Source organism: Amycolatopsis sp. WGS_07 (assembly GCF_045278895.1).
In the GTDB taxonomy this organism is placed as follows: Bacteria; Actinomycetota; Actinomycetes; order Mycobacteriales; family Pseudonocardiaceae; genus Amycolatopsis.
Map to the genome: position 1 here is coordinate 3,716,206 of NZ_CP136053.1, position 20,346 is coordinate 3,736,551.

14 protein-coding genes and 1 pseudogene are annotated in these 20,346 nt (G+C 70.1%); 11 read left to right on the plus strand and 4 right to left on the minus strand.

Going from position 1 to position 20,346, the window contains the following annotated elements:
- Positions 1–255: 255 nt before the first annotated feature.
- A pseudogene (locus RPX00_RS17775) lies at positions 256–941 on the minus strand (M23 family metallopeptidase).
- A gap of 2,277 nt (positions 942–3,218) precedes the next feature.
- Positions 3,219–3,497 carry a hypothetical protein gene (locus tag RPX00_RS17780; protein WP_406640707.1) on the minus strand — a complete coding sequence of 93 codons (279 nt, stop codon included), beginning with the start codon at positions 3,495–3,497 and terminating at the stop codon, positions 3,219–3,221.
- On the opposite strand from RPX00_RS17780, the gene RPX00_RS17785 reads away from it, so the two are divergent.
- The 8 genes from RPX00_RS17785 to purH all read left to right on the plus strand — a co-directional run bounded on the left by RPX00_RS17785 (position 3,480) and on the right by purH (position 12,162).
- The gene (locus tag RPX00_RS17785) at positions 3,480–4,796 is read left to right on the plus strand and encodes a hypothetical protein (protein ID WP_406640709.1); all 1,317 of its coding nucleotides are present in this window, start codon (positions 3,480–3,482) and stop codon (positions 4,794–4,796) included. The genes RPX00_RS17780 and RPX00_RS17785 overlap by 18 nt on opposite strands.
- The gene (locus RPX00_RS17790) at positions 4,793–5,113 is read left to right on the plus strand and encodes a hypothetical protein (protein WP_406640711.1); all 321 of its coding nucleotides are present in this window, start codon (positions 4,793–4,795) and stop codon (positions 5,111–5,113) included. Before RPX00_RS17785 ends, RPX00_RS17790 begins: the two co-directional genes overlap by 4 nt.
- A 118-nt stretch (positions 5,114–5,231) precedes the next feature.
- Positions 5,232–6,401, plus strand: coding sequence for an ADP-forming succinate--CoA ligase subunit beta (sucC, locus tag RPX00_RS17795; RefSeq protein ID WP_406640713.1), 1,170 nt, complete (start codon positions 5,232–5,234; stop codon positions 6,399–6,401).
- A 1-nt stretch (position 6,402) separates the two neighbouring features.
- A complete protein-coding gene (gene sucD / locus RPX00_RS17800) occupies positions 6,403–7,293 on the plus strand; it encodes a succinate--CoA ligase subunit alpha (RefSeq protein ID WP_406640715.1) in 891 nt (296 codons plus the stop codon).
- A 216-nt stretch (positions 7,294–7,509) separates the two neighbouring features.
- Positions 7,510–8,241, plus strand: coding sequence for a DUF5336 domain-containing protein (locus tag RPX00_RS17805; RefSeq protein WP_406640716.1), 732 nt, complete (start codon positions 7,510–7,512; stop codon positions 8,239–8,241).
- A gap of 155 nt (positions 8,242–8,396) precedes the next feature.
- Positions 8,397–9,911 carry a DUF6350 family protein gene (locus RPX00_RS17810; RefSeq protein ID WP_406640718.1) on the plus strand — a complete coding sequence of 505 codons (1,515 nt, stop codon included), beginning with the start codon at positions 8,397–8,399 and terminating at the stop codon, positions 9,909–9,911.
- Positions 9,912–9,985: 74 nt separating this feature from the next.
- Positions 9,986–10,603, plus strand: a complete 618-nt coding sequence (purN, locus tag RPX00_RS17815; RefSeq protein WP_406640720.1) for a phosphoribosylglycinamide formyltransferase — start codon at positions 9,986–9,988, stop codon at positions 10,601–10,603.
- Positions 10,600–12,162, plus strand: coding sequence for a bifunctional phosphoribosylaminoimidazolecarboxamide formyltransferase/IMP cyclohydrolase (gene purH / locus RPX00_RS17820; protein ID WP_406640722.1), 1,563 nt, complete (start codon positions 10,600–10,602; stop codon positions 12,160–12,162). Before purN ends, purH begins: the two co-directional genes overlap by 4 nt.
- 47 nt (positions 12,163–12,209) lie before the next feature.
- On the opposite strand, the gene RPX00_RS17825 is transcribed toward purH, so the two are convergent.
- Positions 12,210–12,722: a GNAT family N-acetyltransferase gene (locus tag RPX00_RS17825; RefSeq protein ID WP_406640724.1), complete on the minus strand. Its 513-nt coding sequence runs from the start codon at positions 12,720–12,722 to the stop codon at positions 12,210–12,212.
- 1,135 nt (positions 12,723–13,857) lie between these two features.
- Positions 13,858–14,253, minus strand: a complete 396-nt coding sequence (locus RPX00_RS17830; protein WP_406640725.1) for a hypothetical protein — start codon at positions 14,251–14,253, stop codon at positions 13,858–13,860.
- Between the two features lie 277 nt (positions 14,254–14,530).
- Here RPX00_RS17830 and RPX00_RS17835 point away from each other — a divergent pair, with 277 nt between their 5' ends.
- From RPX00_RS17835 to RPX00_RS17845, 3 genes are all read left to right on the plus strand, one after another.
- On the plus strand, positions 14,531–15,124 hold the full coding sequence (locus RPX00_RS17835; RefSeq protein ID WP_406640727.1) for a hypothetical protein: 594 nt from the start codon (positions 14,531–14,533) through the stop codon (positions 15,122–15,124).
- 53 nt (positions 15,125–15,177) lie between these two features.
- The gene (locus RPX00_RS17840; RefSeq protein ID WP_406642970.1) at positions 15,178–16,764 is read left to right on the plus strand and encodes a DNA polymerase Y family protein; all 1,587 of its coding nucleotides are present in this window, start codon (positions 15,178–15,180) and stop codon (positions 16,762–16,764) included.
- A gap of 180 nt (positions 16,765–16,944) precedes the next feature.
- Positions 16,945–20,286, plus strand: a complete 3,342-nt coding sequence (locus RPX00_RS17845) for an error-prone DNA polymerase (RefSeq protein WP_406640729.1) — start codon at positions 16,945–16,947, stop codon at positions 20,284–20,286.
- Positions 20,287–20,346 lie beyond the last annotated feature (60 nt).

A 20,346-nucleotide genomic window follows, 5' to 3' on the forward strand; every position in this document is an offset into this window, starting at 1 on the left:
CCGGCCCGGGATCCGGCTGCGGGCAACGATTGCCTCGGTGCGCGAGCCTCACGCGCTGCACTGCCAATCGGATCCGGCGCAACGAAGCGTGATGGGCTACCGAGGAGGTGGACACTCAGGCATCCGTGCGTTTCACGCGTGCGCCGTGGATCGGCCAAGGCAGAGATGTCGCCTGTCGGGGCGAGGTGTGCGAACCAGCTGAGTCAGCGACCTCGTACGACAGTCAGCACCGCGCCGGTCGCCCGGCGGGTCGGCTCAGATGTTCACACCGCGGGCGGCGAGCCACGGGCGCGGGTCGATCTTCTTGGTGCCGTCCTGCCACACCTCGAAGTGCAGGTGCGGGCCGGTGCTTTCGCCCCGGTTGCCGATCTCGGCGATCTGCTGGCCGCACTTCACCTTCTGGCCCTCGCGGACGGAGAAGCTGTTCATGTGGCCGTAGACCTGGATGGTGCCGTCGTCGAGCTGGACGCGCACCCAGAGGCCGAAACCGCTGGCGGGGCCTGCCTGGATGACGGTGCCGTCGGAGGCGGCGTAGATCGGGGTGCCGATCGAGTTCGCGATGTCGATGCCGAGGTGGCTCGTGCCCCAGCGGGCGCCGAAGCCGGAGGTGAAGGTGCCGTGGGCCGGCATGCAGGTCTTCGGGCGGGCGGCCTCTTCGGCGGCCTTGCGCGCGGCTTCGGTTTCCGCCTGCACGCGGGCCTTGGTGACCTTGGCGCTGTCGGCCATCTTCGCGGCTTCGGCGGAGGCATCGACGGCGTGCCCGGTCGGCAGCAGTTCGGGCGCTCCCCGGAGCCCGCGCTGCCGAGGGTGAACGAGGCGCTCGCGTTCTGTGCGTTGGCGAGCGGGGTGACCGCGGCGTCGGAGTCGCCGCCACTGGTGGCCTTGAGGGTCTGCCCGGCGGCGGCAGCGGCGAACGCGCCAGCCGCGACGGCGGCGACCACAACACGCCCGCGAAGGGCGGAGGAGGGCGGGGAGATGCGGTGCTGTCCCCGGACGCGGATGACCGCACCGTCCAGTGCGTCCTTCAGCGCCGGGGAAGGGGCTTGGCCGCCGGGGGAGCGGTGTGAAGCCAAGACAGGGCCTTCCATCGTCGGGGAGTCGGGCGGAAACGGACTCGGGCGGGGGATCCCGTGAACGAACCTCGGGGGTGATTCGCTCAGCGTCCTGCTTCGTGACCTGACTGTAATGGGGACCGGAGGACAGTAACGAAGCGGCGCCGCAATGAGCAAGACGCGACCGGGCTTTCGGCCGAACGAGTGGCCTTCATCGAGCTTCTAGCTGTGGAAACTACCCAAAGTTAATCGGAAACTACTTCGCCAGTTGTGTCTTGAGTCACATACGTTCGGATGGCCCAGCGCCCTCGGGGCCCGTTCTGGGGCCATCGCGGACGAAATAACCGGTCGCCCGAGTGCGTTGAAGCAGTTTCGCGCGGACTCCTGTGATGACGCTCACTCGCAGCTGCCTCGCAGCGTGCCGCTGGACGGCTTCGCCTCGCGGCACCTCCGGCGAAGAACCCGTGCGGCTCGCATCGGCAGCAGTTCGGGCATTCTCCGGACACCCGCGCTACTGAGGGTGAACAAGGCGCTCACGTTCTGCGCGTTGGCGAGCGGGGTGGACCCTGCCTGAACTGCAAAGCGGGGCAGCTTCCCCGCCTGACCAGCAAGTTGTCAGATCCGGCCTGCGCCCTGACCGCCCTGGTCCGCCTCGCGGCCCCCGAAGCCGCTCACGGATCCCTTCCGAGGCCACGGCCCCCTTCGTGGCCGCGGTCCCCACCTTGGTGACGGTTCTCTTCCGAGGTCCGGCCGGTCCCTGCCCTCCAGGCCGCCTTGCGGCCCCCGAAGCCGCTCACGGTTCCCCTCTGAGACCACGTTCCTCCCTCAGAGGTCCCGGTCCCCGCCTTGGCCACGGCCCCTTCCGCAGCCCGGCCGGTTCCTGCCCTCCCCGGCAGGCCCCGGCCGTCCCGGCGGGTCATCCCCATGACCTGCCGGAGCCCACCGCGGTCCTCCTCCGCGATGTGCGGCCGTTCACCTGCCCTCCCCGGCAGGTCTCGGCCCTCTTCACCTCGGCCCCGGCAGATCGTCCCCACGATCCGCCAGCGCCGGCCGCGGCTCCCCTCCGCGACCTGGCCGGTCACCTGCCACGAACAGGCATCCGACCTCGTTCCATCGCCCCCGCGATGGGTCCCCGGTCCCTCGTCCCGTGCCGGAGTGACGCCCCGAACGCCACTCCCTTACGCGACTTCTCCGAAGTTTTCCTCGACGCCCCCGGCATCTCGGCCCTTCGCCTTCGAGACCACCGACCCGCGCCCCTCTTACGCGGATCGGAGGATTTTTCTTCGTACCCGTCAGACGCGCGGGGACGGCCGCAGGTTCATCCGGCGCAGAATTCACCTGGAAGTGCGTTCCGGCCTGGTCGAGGCGGCCCTGCTGTGCCCCTGCCGGACCCGGTCCTTGCTAGCGTCGCGAGCGATGACTCCGCCGACCCCAGAGCCTTCCGACGGCGACTCCGCTCCGGACACCCCGGGCCGCCCCGCCGGACCCCGGCGTCCCAGCCTCGCCGAGCGCAAAGCCGCTGCCCGCGCCCGAGCCCGCCGCGACGCCGGTCGCGCCAAGCCGGGCCCGGCGGAAAGCCCAGCTGACGTGCCACGCCGACGGGAGAGGGAGACCTCGTCCGGCCGCGACGAGCCGACGCCGACGCCGACGGCAAACCCTGCCGACCGCCGAGCGGGGGCTGGCTCGGCGTCAGCGGAGAGCCCCGACGACTCACTTCAACGCGGCGGCGCGGCTTCTACAGCGAGTGCGGCTGGTTCATCCAGCCACGGCGGGCCGGAGCCGACGGCAAACCCGGCCGACGATCCCGGCGGGGCGGCTCCTGCGGCAAGTGCGGCTGGTTCATCCAGTCACCGCGAACCAGGGGCGACGGGCAATCCGGCTGACGGTCCCGGCGAGGCGGCTTCCGCGGCAAGCGCGACCGACCCGTCCAGCCACGGAGACACACCACCCGAACCCCCCGCCAAACAACCGGCCAGCACCCCAACACCAGCAGGCCTGACCAGCCAAAAACAACCTCCCGAACGCCCAACCCCCCGAACCATCCCCAGCCGCAAACCCGAGAACCCGGACCTGACCGACGAACCCCCGTCCCCCAGGCTCCGAACCGCCACCGTCCTCCTAGGGCTCGGGGCCCTGGCCCTGGCCGCCGGTGCCATCGCCCCAGTCTCACCAGACGCGGGCCCTGGTTACCTCGCCTGGCCGCTTCTCGTCATCCTCGCCGTCGTCCCGGCTGGAATCGCCGTCGCGGCGGCGGCCAGCGGGCGGCAAGGGCTGGCCGCTGGTCTCGTCACCGGGCTCGCCGTTCTCGCGCCCGGGCGGCTGGTTCTCGATCTGCAGTTCCTCGTCAACGGCTCCAAAACCATCCGGCCCGAGCTTTATCTCCCGGACCGGCTGCTCGATCGCAGCAGCGTCGGCATCGGGTTCTGGTTGCTGGTCGCCGGGCACGTGCTGACGCTCGTCGCGGGGGTCGTGGCCGCGCGGGTCGTGCGGGAGCGCAATGAGATCGCCGGCGGGGACGACAAACGGCGCTGGCGGTTGATCATTCCGCTGCTCGCCGTGGTCGCCGCGGTCGGTTTGCTGATGTCGCCGGTGGTCTCGGACGATCCGTTTCTCCTTGCCCGGTCAGCGTTTGAAGGGCCGGGCCTCGCGCTCGCCGGGTACCTGCTGCTCGCCGGTGCGCTGCCCGTCGCGGCCGTGCTCGGGGTTTCCGCCGGATCCGACGGGGTCGCTCGCGGGACGCTCGGCGGGATTGTCGCGGCGGTACTGGCCGTCGCGGTGCCGGCGTTGGTCGCTGGGCTTGCCGTGCCGGGGCTGGCGGTGTCGACGGGCGCGTGTCTCGCCGTTGTGCCGATGGTGCTCGTCCTTATCCTCACTCCACTTGCGACACCGCAGCAGACCCAGGCCGAACGCACCGACCTGGCCGGCGAGGCTCGGGTCCCCGGGCTCACGATCTGGCGCACCCTCACCGCATTGCTCGCGTTGCTGACCGGAATCGCGGCGGCGATCGGCGCGTACGCTCCGCAGCTCGGCAACAGCACGGACAGCCCGGCTCGCTGGCAACTGCTGATCGCGGCGATTCTTGTCGTGCTGCCAACGCCTTTCCTCTTCTCCCGCCGCACCGCGCCGTTCGCGCGTGGGGTGCTCGCGGTGTTGTGGGCTGGCGTCGTTCTCGCAGGGACGGCCGTGTTGAGTACCGCCATCACCGCGTCCGAGGCGACGGGGCTCGGCGGGCTCGGCGGCGAGATCAGTTATCACCTCGGCGCGGGTGCCGTTTTCACCGCGATCGCGCTCGGGCTCGCCGGCCTTGCCGGGCTGGCCGCGGTGATCACTGGCGTCGTGGAGCGCGACGACACCGGTACCGAAGGGCCGCGTTCCCGGGTTCTGCTTCCCGCCGGAATCGCCGCTGTGCTGGCGATCGCGACGTTCAGCATGCCGGTATTCACCGCGAAGGATTACGCGCCGCCCGGTCTGTGGTCCGATTTCGACACTCCGTCGTGGGGATTGCTCGCCGCGCTGCTCGTCGTTCTCGGGACGCTCGGGTTGAGCGTTCGGTCGCGGCCCGGAGCCGCGGCGGCGGGGCTGACCGGAGCGGCGGTGCTTCTCGCCTTGCACGTCGCCGAGATTCCCTGGGTCAGTTACCTCTTCTACGGCGCGCGACCGGGCGCGGGATTCTGGCTCGGGCTCGCCGCGGTGGTGGCGGCAGTCGTCGCCGCGGTCACCGCTGCAGCTGGCGCGAAGAAGTGAGCCCGCGCCGCGTCGTTCTGGTGGAGTTGGCCGAAGAAACCGCGGCGATTGCCCTGGGTCGAATGCTGCGTGACGCCGGTCTCGAAGTCGTCCACGTTGGACACCTCGACACGAAAGAAAAGATCGCGCGCACCGCCGAACAGGAGGATCCCGACATTCTGGGCCTCCTCGGCGGGCCGATCCCGGAGGGGCTCGCTGACGCGCTTCCCGGCACCACCGTCGTCGAACTGGGCTCGGAAAGCCCCGAAAAGGCCGTCGAAATGCTGCTCGGTGGGCGGTCTCACACTCTCGGCACACCCTCTGACCGCGCACGGTGACGGACTTCACCAGGTGCGGCGTCCCCTGCGTCTGCGCTGGTCGCTAACCTCGACTGGTCCGACAGCGCGGTCCGGAAAACGGACCACCACAGTGGCGTGTCGTCAGGAGACTGGAGTAGTGGACCTCTACGAGTACCAGGCGAGGGATCTCTTCGCCGCCCACGGAGTACCGGTTCTGCCGGGCGCCGTGGCAAGCACCCCGGAAGAAGCCAAGGCCGCCGCGGAGCAGATCGGCACCCAGGTCGTCGTCAAGGCGCAGGTGAAGGTCGGCGGCCGGGGCAAGGCGGGCGGCGTCAAGCTGGCCCAGACGCCCGACGAGGCAAAGGAGAAGGCGGAAGCCATTCTCGGCCTCGACATCAAGGGCCACATCACGCACCGCGTGCTGGTGGCGGAAGCCTCGGACATCGCGTCCGAGTACTACTTCTCCTTCCTGCTCGACCGCGCCAACCGCACCTTCCTCGCGATGGCGTCGTCCGAGGGCGGCATGGAGATCGAGCAGCTCGCGGTCGAGCGCCCGGACGCGCTGGCCAAGATCCCGGTCGACGCGATCAAGGGCGTCGACAAGGCGACGGCGCTCGAGATCCTCAAGGCGGGCAACTTCCCGGCCGAGATCATCGACGAGGCCGCCGACGTCGTGGTGAAGCTGTGGGAGACCTTCGTCTCCGAGGACGCCACGCTGGTCGAGGTCAACCCGCTGGTCCGTGACCCGCAAGACAAGATCATCGCCCTCGACGGCAAGGTCACCCTCGACGAGAACGCCTCCTTCCGCCACCCGGCGCACGAGGACCTCGTCGACAAGCAGGCCGAGAACCCGCTCGAGGCGAAGGCCAAGGCCAAGAACCTCAACTACGTCAAGCTCGACGGCGAGGTCGGCATCATCGGCAACGGCGCGGGCCTCGTGATGTCCACTTTGGACGTTGTGGCCTACGCGGGCGAGAAGCACGGCGGCGTGAAGCCCGCCAACTTCCTCGACATCGGCGGCGGCGCGTCGGCCGAGGTCATGGCGGCCGGGCTGGACGTCATCCTCAACGACACCGACGTCAAGAGCGTGTTCGTGAACGTCTTCGGCGGCATCACCGCGTGCGACGCGGTCGCGAACGGCATCGTCGAGGCCCTGAAGATCCTGGGCGACGAGGCCACCAAGCCGCTGGTCGTCCGCCTGGACGGCAACAACGTCGTCGAGGGTCGCCAGATCCTGGCCGACGCGAACCACCCGCTGGTCACCGTGGTGGACACAATGGACAACGCGGCCGACAAGGCTGCCGAGCTCGCCGCGGCAGGTGCGTGAGATGTCGATCCTGATCAACGAGAACAGCAAGGTCATCGTCCAGGGGCTCACCGGCTCCGAGGGCATGAAGCACGCGACCAAGATGCTGAAGTCCGGCACCAACATCGTGGGCGGCGTCAACGCCCGCAAGGCGGGCCAGACGGTCACCATCGAGGGCAAGGACCTCACCGTGTTCGGCACGGTCGAGGAGGCCATCAAGGAGACCGGCGCCGACGTGTCGGTCATCTTCGTGCCGCCGAAGTTCGCCAAGGACGCGGTCATCGAGGCGATTGACGCCGAGATCCCGCTGGCGGTCGTCATCACCGAGGGCATCCCGGTGCACGACTCGGCCTACTTCTGGGCGCACGCGGTCGCGACCGGCAACAAGACCCGGATCATCGGGCCGAACTGCCCCGGCGTGATCAGCCCCGGCAAGTCGAACGCGGGCATCATCCCGGCCGACATCACCGGCCCGGGCGCGATCGGCCTCGTGTCGAAGTCGGGCACGCTGACCTACCAGATGATGTACGAGCTGCGCGACATCGGCTTCTCCACCGCTGTCGGCATCGGCGGCGACCCGGTCATCGGCACCACCCACATCGACGCTCTCGAAGCGTTCGAGAAGGACGCCGACACCAAGGTCATCGTGATGATCGGCGAGATCGGCGGCGACGCCGAGGAGCGCGCCGCGGCCTACATCAAGGAGAACGTGACCAAGCCGGTCGTCGGCTACGTCGCGGGCTTCACCGCCCCCGAGGGCAAGACGATGGGCCACGCGGGCGCGATCGTCTCCGGCTCGTCCGGCACCGCCGCGGCGAAGAAGGAGGCCCTCGAGGCCGCCGGCGTCAAGGTCGGCAAGACCCCGAGCGAGACCGCGGTTCTCGCCCGTGAGCTGTACAACAGCCTCGGCTGACCAGCTGCGACTCCACTGGCGGAGGCCGGGCACCGACACGGTGCCCGGCCTCCGTCGTTTCCGCCCGCAACCGATCCGGCGCTCGGTGCGTCCAACGACTCGGACGCCCTTGGCGGATGCGCTAGCGTGCAGTCACTCGTGAGCGGGGGACGCCGCCGGTGCGCCCGGGCGCCGCAGGATCTCGAACCGCCGGTTGATGAGACAGGAGAGCTTCCGATGACCTTCCCCAGTGGCGGGCCCGGCTACCCCCAGCAGGGCCAGCCGTCCCAGGGACCGCCCCCGTCGGGCGGGTTCCCGCAGCAGCCCCAGCCGCAGCAGGGCCCGCCTGCCGCGGGTGCCGGCGCGCCGCCGAACCTTCCGCTGCTGCTGTCCCTCGGCGTCGCCGGGCTCGGCCTGGTGCAGTACTTCCTCGGCTTCGCCTCCGAGGCGGGCACGGCCGGGCAGCCCATTCTGTTCCTGCTCGTCGGCGGCCTGCTGTCGGCGCTGAACCTGCTGCCCAAGGGGCCGAAGACGCTGCCGTTCGCCGCGCTGTTCAGCGTGCTCGGCGGGCTGGGCGCGCTCGACTCCGTGATCTCCGGGCGAACGTCCGCCATCGTGATCGTGGTGCTGATCCTCGGTCTCCTGCAGATGGCCGCGTCGGTCGCGGTGCTGCTGTTCGAGTACAACGTGCTCAAGCCGCCGACGCCGCAGCCGTCCGCTCCGGCGTACCAGCAGCCCTACAGCCAGCAGGGGCAGTACCAGCCGACGCAGTACCAGCCGGCTCCCGGGCAGCAGTCGCCTGGGCAGCAGCCGCCGTCCTCCCCGCAGCAGCCGCAGCAGCCGCCCGCCACGCCTCCGCCGGGCGGGCAGGCCACGACGTACGCGCCGCAGCAGGGGCAGTTCTTCCAGCCGCCGTCCGACCAGAACAAACCGGGCACGCCGCCCGGAGGTTTCGGACAGCAAGGCTGAAATCCCTCCGCATCACCCACCCGCTGTGACTCTCCGTGTCACAGCGGGTGTTTTTATTGGCCTGGTGCCACGACCGGGTGGGCGTTGGGTTCCCCACGTCCGCCGGGCGGCGTGCCTCACCCGGACGGCCGAGCGCGGATGTCATGGTCGGGGACATGCAGGTGCTCACCAGTCCCGGACGCCCCGCGGGCGACGAGCCGGTGGGCGACTCCCTTGACCAGGATGTACCCCGGTTCCGGGTGTTGCTCGCCGCGGCGCTCGGCCCGCTCGTCACCGGCTACGCGGTGGTCGCCACGCTGCTCGCGCTCGTCACCCTGACCGCCCAGCACGCGATCTTCTCCGCGGGCGGCGTGCTGCTGTCGGCGGGGCCTGGCTGGCTGGCCGCCTACCAGGTCCAGCTCGGGATCGGCGGCCATCCGCTCGGGATGCTGCCGCTGTTGCCGACGATCGGGGCCGTGCTGCTGGTCGCACGGACGGCGGCCAAGGCTGTGCGACGGCTTCGCTGCGCGAGGCTGCGGCACGCGGTCCCGTTGATCGCCACGATTTCCGGCGCGCACCTGCTGTTCGGCCTGCTGATCTCGCTGTTTTCGATCGGTGAACCGGTGGGGGCGAACATTGCGCTCGCTGCCGTGGTGCCTGCTGTTATCTCCGGGCTCGCGGCCACCGCCGGGGTGCTTCGCCGGTTCGGCCTGCCACGAGTGCTCGCTGAACGGCTCGACCCGCTGGCCCTTCGCGGGCTGCGCGCGGGGCTGCTCGGTCTGTTCGCGCTGCTGGCCGCGGGTGCGTTGACGTTGACGGCTGCCACGGCGCTGTCCGCGCGCACGGTGTCCAGCCTGTTCGAGCCGTCCTTCGGCGGCAGCTTCGGTCTCTTCCTGCTTTCCGTGCTGTACCTGCCGAACGCCGTGGTGGCGGCGATGTCGTTCGTGAGCGGGCCGGGGTTCAGCATCGGCAGCCTCGACGTGCACCTCATCGGCTACCGCGGCGGCTCGGTCCCGGGCGTGCCGCTGCTCGGCGGCATCCCCGAGCACGCCGCGGCCTGGTGGCCGGTGCTGATGGTGCTGCCGCTGGCGGTCGGGCTGCTGGTCGGCTGGTCGGTCCGCGCGGTGGACGACGATCCGGCGGCGCGGCTGCGAGTCGTGGTCGTCGCGGGCGCGGTGGTCGGTTTCGGCTGCGTGTTGCTGGGCACGCTCGCCGGCGGACGGCTCGGCGACGGCCCGTTCGACCCGGTCAGCGTGCCGGTCGGGGTGGCGTCGATCGTGGCGTTCTGCTGGATCGTGATCCCGGCCGGGTTTGTGGCGTTCTTCGCCGGGGCGCACGCTCCGATGCAGCCGGTTGGTTCGCTTGAGGTGGAGGAAGAAGAGACCGAGTCTGAGTCCGACGAGGTTGAGGAGCCTGCGTCCGAGTCCGATGAGGACGGTGCGGACGAGGATTCCGAGACTCCCGAGGAAGACTCGGACCTGGCCGAAGACCCCGAGGACGACGAGGACTTCGACGCCGAGGCCGACGCCGAACTCGGTCTCGACCTGCCCGAGGACGAGCCGGCAACCGCGGAAGACGACTCCGAGGACGAGGCCGAGGAGAAGCCCGAAACCCCTGCTGAGGAGCCGGAGGCTGTGACCGAGTCCACCGAGGACTCCGGCGACGCGAAGCCCGCCGAGGACGACCGTTAGGGTTGGGGCGACCTGGTGAAGCGCCGTGCGCCCGAGGCGTACCGCCGTGCAAGGAGCCCGTTCTGGCCAGCCGCTTGGAACTGCCCACTCCGGTGAAGATCGTCGTGCTCGCGTCCGGTTCCGGCACGCTGCTGCAGGCTGTGCTCGACGCGGCCGGGCAGTCGGGGTTCCCGGCCAACGTCGTCGCGGTCGGCGCGGATCGCACCGGCATCGAGGCGCTCGCGCGAGCGGAACGGGCGGACGTGCCGTCGTTCACCGTGCGGGTCGCCGACCATCCGGACCGGGCCGCGTGGGATCGCGCGCTCGCCGAGGCGGTCGCGGCCTATGAGCCCGACCTCGTGGTGTCCGCGGGCTTCATGAAGATCCTCGGGCCGGAGTTCCTGTCGCGCTTCGCGGGCCGCGTGATCAACACCCACCCCGCGCTGCTGCCGTCGTTCCCCGGGATGCACGCGGTCGCCGACGCGCTCGCCGCGGGCGTGCGCGTCACCGGATCGACGGTGCATTTCGTCGACGCCGGGGTGGACACTGGCCCGGTCATCGCCCAGGAGGCGGTGCCGGTGGAGACCGACGACACCGAAGACGTCCTGCACGAGCGGATCAAAGCCGTGGAACGCAGGCTGCTGGTTGAAACGATCGAGCGACTCGGCCGTGGTGGGTGCACCGTGGACGGACGAAAGGTGAGGTTTTCGTGAGCACAGCACAGGGACGGCGCCCGGTCCGGCGCGCGCTGATCGGCGTCTCGGACAAGGCCGGCCTGCTCGAGCTCGCGACCGGCCTGCACGCGGCCGGCGTGGAGATCGTGTCGACCGGCGGCACGGCGAAGGTCATCGCGAACGCCGGGGTCCCGGTCACGCCGGTGGAGCAGGTCACCGGGTTCCCGGAGTCGTTCGACGGCCGGGTCAAGACGCTGCACCCGCGCGTGCACGCCGGGCTGCTCGCCGACCAGGGCAACGACGACCACGTCGCGCAGCTCAAGCAGCTCGACATCGCGGCGTTCGACCTGCTCGTGGTGAACCTGTACCCGTTCCAGGCGACCGTCGCGTCCGGCGCGAGCTTCGAGGACTGCGTCGAGAACATCGACATCGGCGGTCCCGCGATGGTACGCGCGGCCGCGAAGAACCACGGCAGCGTCGCTGTCGTCGTGGACCCGGCGCGGTACGAGTGGGTGCTTGAACAGGTCTCCGCGGGCGGCTTCGAACTCTCGGACCGCAAGCGGCTCGCTGCGCAGGCGTACGCGCACACGGCTGCGTACGACACGGCTGTCGCGTCCTGGTTCGCCAACGTGTACGCGCCTTCGGACGACAGTGGCTTCCCGGACTTCCTCGGTGCGACGTGGGACCGTGCAGACGTACTGCGCTACGGCGAGAACCCGCACCAGAAGGCGGCGCTGTACCGCAGCGCGCAGCCGGGCCTCGCGCACGCGGAGCAGCTTCACGGCAAGGCGATGTCGTACAACAACTACGTCGACACTGACGCCGCGCGTCGGGCCGCCTTCGACTTCTCGGAGCCGGCTGTCGCGATCATCAAGCACGCCAACCCGTGTGGGATCGCTGTCGGCGCGGACATTGCCGAAGCGCACCGTAAGGCGCACGCCTGCGACCCGGTGTCCGCGTACGGCGGCGTGATCGCCACGAACCGGCCGGTGAGCGTCGCGGCGGCGGAGCAGATCGCCGAGGTCTTCACCGAGGTCGTGCTCGCCCCTGACTTCGAGCCGGAAGCGCTGGAGATCTTGCAGCGCAAGAAGAACGTGCGGCTGCTGAAGCTGCCCGCGATCGAGAACGCGGCTCCGGTGGAGTTCCGGCCGATCTCCGGCGGGGTGCTCGTGCAGACCGCCGACGCGATCGACGCCCCCGGCGACAACCCGGCGAACTGGGAGCTGGCCACCGGTTCGCCCGCCGACGAGCAGACGCTGGCGGACCTGGAGTTCGCGTGGCGGGCGCTGCGCGCGGTGAAGTCCAACGCGATCCTGCTGGCCCACGAGCAGGCGACCGTCGGCGTCGGCATGGGGCAGGTCAACCGCGTCGACTCGTCGCGGCTGGCAGTCTCGCGGGCAGGCGACCGGGCGAAGGGCTCGGTCGGCGCGTCGGACGCGTTCTTCCCGTTCCCGGACGGGCTCGAGGTGCTGATCGAGGCCGGCGTGCGAGCGGTCGTGCAGCCCGGCGGGTCCATCCGCGACGCCGAGGTGATCGCCGCTGCAGAGGCGGCCGGGATCACGCTGTACCTCACCGGCACGCGGCACTTCGCGCACTGACGGTCTTGTGCGGACCGGCCGGGACTTTCGGGTCCCGGCCGGTTTTTTCATCCTTCGCGCAAGATCGCGTAGACGACCTCGTCGCGGTAGCCGCCGTCGCGCCAGGTGACCTGGCACATCAGACCTTCGCGGTGGAAGCCGGCCTTCTCCAGCGCCTCCTGCCCGGCGAGGTCTTCGCTGTCGACGAAGGCTTCGAGCCGGTGCGCGCGAGTGTGCTGGAAGAGCTGGTCGACGAGCAGCTGGTACGCCTTCGCGGCGGCACCATGGCCGTGATGATCGGGCAGCAACGTGACGCCGATCCGGAAGCATCCGCCGGCTGGCCCGCCGCGATCGGCGGCCTCCCAGGTCGCCAACCCGGCGACAGCCGAGTCGACAGTCACCGCGACCGCGCTTGAATCCGGGCTGAGGAACCCGTCCTCGGCGAACCGCCGCCGCGCTCGCGGGCCGGTGAAACTCGTCCACTGAAAGGTCCCGGCGACGTCCGGGTCCGTGACGAACCGGTCGAGCACCGTCAGGTCGGCTTCGGCGAAACCCCGGAGGGCGATGTGTCCTGTCTTCATCAGGGTTCCCAGTGTAAAGAGCGGTTTCCCTCGGTGTCCGGTGATCTTCCGGGTTCTTTCCCATGGCCGCGCTTGACAGCGGGGCGGGAGGAAGGAAACATGGATGGTGTCGAACAGGTGTTCGATGCTGTTCGGTGTAGTGGTGTGTTTTCGGGTGTGATTATTGGGTGACCGTGCGGATTCCGCACGGGTGATGCGGAACCGCCTTCCCCGCGGTGTGCCGGCATCCGTCCCGGGCTTGGTCTGACGACCTTGCTCCGGGGCGGATTGTCGGCCGATCTCAGCGGAGGGAGGAAACGGTGACGACCGGAGTGGCTTCGGGGGTTGCTTCGGGGATCGCGGAAGAGACTGGAGCTTCAGCGGCCACGGGGGTGGCTTGTGAAGCCAGGGGGACTTCCGCGGCGGCTGACGCTGGGGCTAGTGACGCTCTGGCTCTGGCCGAGGCGGCTCTGGCGGCAGTCGGCCTGACCTCGGGCGGCGAGGTTGGGTCTGCCAAGGCTGATGCTTCGGGGGCAGCGGGGGCTTCGCTCCCGGATGAGTCGGTGGTGCCCGCTGGCTCTGCTGTGACCAATCTCCTTGGCGCGACGGGGATTCCAGCGAAAACCGTAGCGCCCACGAGCGTGCCGGAGGCGCGGCCGGCACGCTCGTGGGAAGTCCTGGTGCCGTGGTCGGCGATCGAGGCCATGGCGAAGGAACGGACGCCGGTCGCCGCGGGTGCGCCGAGGCGGATGTTCTCGTTGGGGGAGAACGGATCCCGTGCTCAGCTGAGTTCGCTGGACGCGACGTTCGGGCCATGGATGCCCGCCAGTTCCGGTGGATCGATGGAGACCGACTGGCCGACGGCGCTTCGCCCGCTGACTCGGTCGGGCCCATCAGCCGGATTTCGTCCAGGCGCGGTGTCGGCTGCTCACGTGCCCGGCGCGGATTCCCCGGCTCCGCTAACCCAGCCTGGCTCGACTGCCAACCCCCGGCCGTCGGCTCGATGTGACCCGCCCGCTGAACGCAATTCGCCGACGCGGCCGGGGCCGGTGGATTCAGGTAAGCCACCGATTCGTCTCCGCCCGCAAGCGGCGGCTGGCCCGTCGGCTGCCCCTGGCCCGGCAACCACGCCCAATCCTCCGCTCACTCCACCGACTCAACTCCACCCGGCAACTCGGTCCGGCCCAGCGACTCCACTCGGTTCGCCCGGTTCGGCGACTCCGCCCGGCTCGGCGACCTCGCCCGGCTCGGCGACCTCGCCCGGTTCGGCGACCTCGCTCAGCCGCGCGGCAACTTCGCTCAGCCGCGCGGCAACGCGGTCTGGCCTGGCGACCCTGCCTGGCCTGGCGACCCTGCCCGGCCTGGCGACCCCGTCCGGCCCGGCGGCTCCGCTTGATTCGGCGACCTCGCCCGGCTCGGCGACTCCGCTCAGTCGCCCGGCAACGCGGTCTGGCCCGGTGATTCCGCTCGGTTCGCCCAACTCGGCGACTCCGTCCGGCCTGGCGACCCCGCCCGGTCCGGCGACCTCGTTCGACCCGATGACTCCGCTCAACCGCCGGGCGACTCCGTCTGACCCGGCCGCTTCACCAGGCTCGGCAACTCACGAACCATCAGAACTCCGCCCCCCGACCCGGCTCCACCCCGCCAACCCGTCGCCACCGACCACGTCGACGGAACCGGAAACGGGGACAGAGGCGGAAACGGAGACAGAGGCGGAAGATCCGGCCCACCCGCTGGCCAAACTGACCGCCCTCCCCGGCGTCAGCACGGCCAGCACCGTCGCGGCCGAGCGGGCTTCCCGGACTGACTGGGGCCGCGCCGCTGGGCGGATGCTCCCCGTGGCCCCTGCCCTGGCCGATCTCCTTCCCGGCGCTGGGCTGCGCCGCGGAAGCATCGTCGCGGTTCACCAATCCACCTCATTGCTGTTCGCGTTGCTCGCGGAGGCGACCGCCGCCGGGGCTTGGGCCGCGGTGGTCGGGGCGCCGTCGCTGGGGATTGTCGCGGCGGCCGAGCATGGGGTCGTCATTTCGCGGCTCGCGCTGGTCCCGCAGCCGGGAGCCGAATACCAGGCAGTGATGGCCGCGTTGCTCGACGGCGTCGACCTTGTCGTCACCGAGCCTCGTTCGGTGCGGCCGGATGTCGCCCGCCGGCTTGCGGCGAGAGCCCGGAATCGTGGGGCGGTGCTGCTTTCGCTGGGGCACTGGCCTTCCGCCGACGTCGAACTGCATTGCACCCCGGGTGCCTGGACCGGGGTGCTCGAGCACGGTGCCGGGCACCTCCGTTCCCGCCCGGTCGAGGTGCATGCCCGGGGGCGCGGCGCGGCAGCTCGGCCACGGTCGGCCTCCATGCTTCTGCCCGGTCCGGACGGGCGGGTGTCCCGGGCCGAAAAGCTGGCCGCGGCGCGAGAAGAGGCAGTCGGATGACCGGCACGAGTGTCCACAAAGGACAAGAAGATCCACGCCGCCACCCGACGCGGATGCTGGTGCTGTGGTGTCCGGACTGGCCAGCGGTAGCCGCCGTCGCCGCGGCGGGAAGTGTGCTTACCCGGCCGGCCGCGGTGTTCCATGCCAACCGGGTCGTCGCGTGCACCGCGGTCGCGCGGACGCGGAACGTGCGGCGCGGCATGCGTCGGCGGGAAGCGGAATCCCAATGCCCGGACCTGGCGGTGTTCGGCGTCGACGAGGCACGGGACGCGCGGTTGTTCGAGAACGTCGCGGCGGCGGTGGAGGAACTGGTCGTCGGGCTGGAAGTGGTGCGGCCTGGGCTGCTCGCGGTTCCGGTCGCGGGTGCGGCCGGATACTTCGGCGGCGAACCGCAGCTCGCGGAGAAACTGGTGGACCAGGTGGCCGCGGCGGCTGGGGTGGAATGCCAGGTCGGTGTGTCGGAAGGGTTGTTCGCGGCGACCTTGGCCGCGCGACAGGGGGTGCTGGTCGAGCCTGGGCGTGCTGCCGAATTTCTCGCGCCCTTGCCGGTGACCGAGCTGGACCAGCCGGGTGCTGAGCGAGCGGATCTGGTCGGGTTGCTCGTCCGGCTCGGGTTGCGCACGCTCGGTGCCTTTGCCGAACTCGGCGAGCGGGACGTCGTCGCCCGGTTTGGGCGTACCGGCGTGCTCGCGCATCGGCTGGCGCGCGGATTGTCCGACCGGCCGCCGTTGCGTCGCAGTCCGCCGCCGGAGCTGTCGCTTGCCGAATCGTTCGATCCGGTGCTTGCCCGGGTGGACGTCGCCGCGTTCATGGCTAAGAAACTCGGCGCGCGGTTCCACGCCGCGCTCGCTGATCGCGGGCTCGCTTGCACTCGATTGGGTATATACGCGACCACCGAGAACGGCGAGCAGCTCGGTCGCGTCTGGCGATGTGCGGAACCACTGACGCCGCAAGGAGTCGCGGACCGGGTCCGGTGGCAGTTCGAGGGCTGGCTCAAGGCCGCGCCCGGCGAACGGCCCACGGCCGGGGTCGCGCGCTTGCGGCTCGAACCGGAAGAGACTGTCGAAGGGAGGTCATTGCAGCTGGGGCTGTGGCGGGGGAGCGATCCCGGCGCCGGTCCGGGCGAGGACGAGGAATTGGCCGCCGAACGGGCCGGCCGGGCATTCGTGCGGGTGCAAGGCCTGCTGGGGCCGGAGGGCGTGGTCACGCCGCTGCTCGACGGCGGACGCGATCCGGCGAGCCGGGTCCGGCTCATTCCGTGGGGCGATCCGCGGGAACTCGCCGGTCCGCCGGATGCCACGTGGCCTGCCCGGTTGCCGTCGCCATCCCCTGCGACGGTGCTGGAACAGCCGTTGCCGGTCCAGGTCGTCGACGATCAAGGCCGGCCGGTCGGGCTTACCGCGCGCAAACGATTGACCGCGCCACCGCACGGGCTTCGCGTCGCGGGCGGGCCGCCGCGGCCGATCACCGGATGGGCCGGTCCCTGGCCGGTCACGTCGGGCCGCCGTTCGACCGGACCGCAGCAAGCCCGGCTGCAACTGCTGCTCGCCGCGGGGGAGAACGAGGCGCCGGAGGCGGTGCTCGTCCTCTGCTCCGGAACCGAAAATCCACTGTGGACTGTAGAGGGAAGCTACGACTGAGGGAACTGCCCATGCCACGCCCTGGAACCACAAAGCCAGCGAAAGGAAGCTGTCACTGATGGACCACGACCTGCCGGTGCCCCGCATCCCGGTCGAACCGCCGTGCCCGATCGACTCGGTGCCGGTCGCGCTGCTGATCCCGAAACCCCGTCGATCGCCTGAGAACCGGATGGACTGACGATGGGCTGGAACAACCCGCCGGTCCCGTGGAAGGACCTCGCGCGGGCACTGTCGGGCGGAGTGCCGCCCGGCGATCACGGCGACAGTCCCGCGTGGGGCCGCAAACGCGAGGCGTACCGCCGCCCCGCCGACATCCCGCCGCCGCGCAGCGACCTGGAGTCCGAGCCGCGAGTGGCGTACGCGGAACTGCACTGCCACTCCAACTTCAGCTTCCTCGACGGTGCCAGCCACCCCGAGGAACTGGTGGAGGAGGCCGCGCGGTTGCGGCTCGACGCGATCGCGCTCACCGACCACGACGGCATGTACGGTGTGGTCCGATTCGCCGAGGCCGCCAAAGAACTAGGCGTCGCAACGGTTTTCGGCACCGAGCTGAGCTTTGGCCTGTCCGGGCCGCAGAACGGCGTCGCCGACCCCGAAGGCGAACACCTCCTGCTGCTGGCCCGCGGCAGCGAGGGCTACCGCAGCCTGTGCCGCGCGATCACCGCCGGACAGTTGCGCGGCCACGACGACGAAGAAGCACCAGCCCACGACCGCGCGGAAAAAGGCCGCCCAATCTACGATTTGCCTGCCGTTGCGGAGGAAGTCGCGGGGAAGTGCGCCGTGCTTACCGGATGTCGCAAGGGATCCGTGCGTTCGGCACTGGTGCGCGAGGGCCCGGACGCCGCGTTCGCCGAACTGCGCCGGCTGGTCGACCTCTTCGGCCGCACCCAGGTCTACGTCGAACTGATCGACCACGGTCAGCCGCTTGACAGCGTGCACAACGACCTGCTCAACGACATGGCGCGCGAACTCAACCTGCCCACCGTCGCGACCACCGCCGCGCACTACGCCCGTCCGGAACGCGGCCGTCTCGCCGACGCCCTCGCCGCCATCCGCGCCCGGCGCGGCATCGACGATCTCGAAGGCTGGCTGCCCGGCGACGCTACCGCGTTCTTGCGCTCTGGCAACGAAATGGCGGAGATCTTCCAGCGATACCCGGGCGCGGTGCAGCGGTCGGCGTTGCTGGGCATGGAATGTGCCTTCCCGCTTAAACTTCTCGCCCCGGAGCTGCCGCCGTTCGACGTGCCGTCCGGCGAGACAGAGACCACGCATCTGCGAAAACTCGTCAAAAAGGGCTTCGAGAAGCGCTACTTAGGCAAAGACCACGCGGACAAGGCCTGGAAGCAGATCCAGCACGAGATGGAGGTGATCGAGAACCTCGAGTTCCCCGGATACTTCCTGATCGTCTGGGACATCGTGCGGTTTTGCCGGGAGAACGACATCCTGTGCCAGGGAAGGGGTTCCGCGGCCAACTCGGCGGTCTGCTACGCGCTTGAGATCACCAAGGTCGACCCCATCGAGTACCACCTGCTCTTCGAACGGTTCCTCGCTCCCGACCGCGACGGCTACCCGGACATCGACATCGACATCGAGTCCGACCGGCGCGAGGAAGCGATCCAGTACGTCTACGGCAAACACGGCAGGCTCAATGCCGCACAGGTCGCGAACGTGATCACCTACCGCGCCCGCTCCGCGATCCGCGACGCCGCCAGGGCGCTCGGCTACTCACCCGGTCAGCAAGACGCGTGGAGCAAGCAGATCGACCGCTGGGGTGCCTTGCGGAGCACCGAAAAAGACCACGACCACGACATCCCGCGCGACGTCGTGCAGCTTGCCTTCGCGCTCGAAGACTTCCCGCGCCACCTCGGCATCCATTCCGGCGGCATGGTGATGTGCCGCGAACCGGTGAGCCAGGTGTGCCCGGTCGAATGGGCGCGGATGGAAAACCGCAGCGTGCTGCAGTGGGAAAAAGAGGACTGCGCCGCGGCGGGGCTGGTGAAGTTCGACCTGCTCGGGCTCGGCATGCTCTCGGCGCTGCACTACATGCTCGATCTGGTCGAGGAGTACAAGGGCGAGAAGATAGATCTCGCCGAATTGGATCTCTACGACGAGAACATCTACGACATGCTCTGCCGTGCCGACGCGATCGGTGTGTTCCAAGTGGAGAGCCGGGCCCAGCTGGCGACGTTGCCGCGGTTGCGGCCGAGGGAGTTCTACGACCTGGCCGTGGAAGTCGCGCTGATCCGCCCCGGCCCGATCCAAGGCGGTTCGGTGCACCCCTACATCCGCCGCAAACAAGGGCGCGAGAAGTGGGAGTACGACCATCCGCTGCTCGAAAAGGCGCTGGAGAAGACGTTGGGGGTGCCGCTGTTCCAGGAGCAGATGATGCAGATCGCCCTGGACGTCGCGAGTTTCACCCCGGCCGAGGCGGACCAGTTGCGGCACGCGATGGGGTCGAAGCGGTCGCAGCGCAAGATGGAACGGCTGCACAAACGGTTCCTCGACGGGGCCATCGCCAACGGGCTGGACGCTGAGCTGGCGGAGAAGATCTTCCAGAAACTCAAGGCGTTCGCCAACTTCGGCTTCCCGGAAAGCCACGCGCTGAGTTTCGCGCATCTAGTGTTCGCGAGCGCGTATTTCAAGTACTACCATCCGGACGCGTTCTGCGCGGGTCTGCTGCGGGCACAGCCGATGGGGTTCTACTCGCCGCAGTCGCTGGTGGCGGACGCGCGCCGGCACGGGGTCACCACGCTCGGCCCGGACATCAACCTGAGCCTCCCGCACGCGACCCTGGAAGCATTGCCGGGCAACGGAAAACTCCACGCGGTGCGCGGCGGGCTCGGAACCGTCCGGTTGATCGGCGAAACACTGGCCGAGGAGATCGTGGCGGAACGACGGGCGAACGGCCGGTACGAGAGCATGTCCGACCTCGGCAGGCGCGTCCGGCTCACCACGCCGCAGTTGGAAGCGCTGGCCACCGCGGGTGCGTTCAGCGCGTTCGGCTCGGACCGGCGGCAGGCGCTGTGGTCCGCGGGCGCGGTCGCGCAGGACCGGCCGGAGAAACTGCCCGGCACCGGCGTCGGAGTGGACGCGCCGATGCTGCCCGGGATGGACGGGCTCGACGTCGCCGCCGCCGACGTGTGGGCCACCGGGATCTCGCCGGACAGTTACCCGACGGAGTTCATCCGCGACCGGCTCGACGCGCTCGGCGTGCTCACCGCCGACAAGCTGCTGGACCGGTCCGACGGGGAGCGGGTGCTCGTCGGGGGCGCGGTCACGCACCGCCAGCGCCCGGCGACCGCCGGTGGGGTCACGTTCCTGAACCTCGAGGACGAGACCGGCATGGTGAACGTGGTTTGCACGCTGGGGCTGTGGCAACGGTTCCACCGGATCGCGCGGGGCAGCGCGGCGTTGCTGGTGCACGGAGTGCTCGAAAAAGCGGACGGAGTGGCGAGCGTGCGTGCGCAGAAGCTGGAGCCGCTGACGCTGCGGATCCCCACGAGATCACGGGACTTCCGATGACCGGCCGACAGTTCGTGGACACACGCCTTTTCGCGGCTCGCAGCCACCCCGTCGAGGATG